Source organism: Actinomyces gerencseriae DSM 6844, from assembly GCF_000429265.1.
In the GTDB taxonomy this organism is placed as follows: domain Bacteria; phylum Actinomycetota; class Actinomycetes; order Actinomycetales; family Actinomycetaceae; genus Actinomyces; species Actinomyces gerencseriae.
On the sequence record NZ_AUBN01000027.1, the window covers coordinates 1 to 1,859 of the forward strand.

Annotated in this window: 1 rRNA gene; it reads right to left on the reverse strand. The window is 59.5% G+C overall.

The features are described from left to right. Window positions 1–210: 210 nt before the first annotated feature. A 16S ribosomal RNA gene (locus G448_RS0109575) occupies window positions 211–1,783 on the reverse strand. Between the last annotated feature and the right edge of the window lie 76 nt (window positions 1,784–1,859).

A 1,859-nucleotide genomic window follows, 5' to 3' on the forward strand; every position in this document is an offset into this window, starting at 1 on the left:
CCCCCCCCATCAAAGAAAGGAGGGGAAATCAGGCGACAGACGCCCGCGCCCGCCGGGACACCCCGACGACACGCGGACGCGCTCCTCGTGCTCGCAGCCAAGAACAACCCCACCGCACCCGGCCCGACCACCCCAACCCCCCACACACGACGAGCAGGGGGCAGCAAGGCGGAACACCGAACCACGCGCAGCAGAAGAAGAACTCCCTAGAAAGGAGGTGATCCAGCCGCACCTTCCGGTACGGCTACCTTGTTACGACTTCGTCCCAATCACCAGCCCCACCTTCGACCGCTCCCCATAGGGCCACGGGCTTCGGGTGTTGCCAGCTTTCATGACGTGACGGGCGGTGTGTACAAGGCCCGAGAACGTATTCACCGCAGCGCTGCTGATCTGCGATTACTAGCGACTCCAGCTTCACGGTGTCGAGTTGCAGACACCGATCCGAACTGAGACCGGCTTTAAGGGATTCGCTCCGCCTCACGACATCGCAACCCACTGTACCGGCCATTGTAGCATGCGTGAAGCCCAAGACATAAGGGGCATGATGATTTGACGTCATCCCCACCCTCCTCCGAGTTAACCCCGGCAGTCTCCCGCGAGTCCCCACCACGACGTGCTGGCAACACGGGACAAGGGTTGCGCTCGTTGCGGGACTTAACCCAACATCTCACGACACGAGCTGACGACAACCATGCACCACCTGTGAACCGACCCCCGCAAAGGGAGGACCCTCCGTCTCCGAAGGACAACCGGCACATGTCAAGCCTTGGTAAGGTTCTTCGCGTTGCATCGAATTAATCCGCATGCTCCGCCGCTTGTGCGGGCCCCCGTCAATTCCTTTGAGTTTTAGCCTTGCGGCCGTACTCCCCAGGCGGGGCACTTAATGCGTTAGCTACGGCGCGGAGGACCCGGAAAGACCCCCCACACCTAGTGCCCAACGTTTACAGCGTGGACTACCAGGGTATCTAATCCTGTTCGCTCCCCACGCTTTCGCTCCTCAGCGTCAGTAACGGCCCAGAGACCCGCCTTCGCCACCGGTGTTCCTCCTGATATCTGCGCATTCCACCGCTACACCAGGAGTTCCAGCCTCCCCTACCGCACTCAAGCCAGCCCGTACCCACCGCACGCCCCCAGCTGAGCCAGAGGATTTCACGGCAGACGCGACCAACCGCCTACAAGCCCTTTACGCCCAATAATTCCGGACAACGCTCGCGCCCTACGTATTACCGCGGCTGCTGGCACGTAGTTAGCCGGCGCTTCAATTAACCCAGCTACCGTCAACCCCACCACACGGGCAAGGCCTTCCTCACTGGCGAAAGAGGTTCACAACCCGAAGGCCTCCATCCCTCACGCGACGTCGCTGCATCAGGCTTCCGCCCATTGTGCAATATTCCCCACTGCTGCCTCCCGTAGGAGTCTGGGCCGTATCTCAGTCCCAGTGTGACCGCCCACCCTCTCAGGCCGGCTACCCGTCAAAGCCTTGGCAGGCCATCACCCCACCAACAAGCTGATAGGCCGCGAGCCCATCCCCCACCAAAAACACCAAACAGTGCCATCTTTCCCGAACCCGCCATGCGACAGACCCAGAAACATCCCGTATTAGCCACCCTTTCAAGCGGTTATCCAGAAGTGAAGGGCAGGTTACTCACGTGTTACTCACCCGTTCGCCACTAACCCCCAGAACCCCAACCAAAAAAGCCAGAACCCCAGAAGCCCGTTCGACTTGCATGTGTTAAGCACGCCGCCAGCGTTCGTCCTGAGCCAGGATCAAACTCTCCAAAACAAACCAAAAACAAACAAAACAAACCACAAACACAAAAAACAAGACACACTATCGAGATCTCAAACAACACACCCAC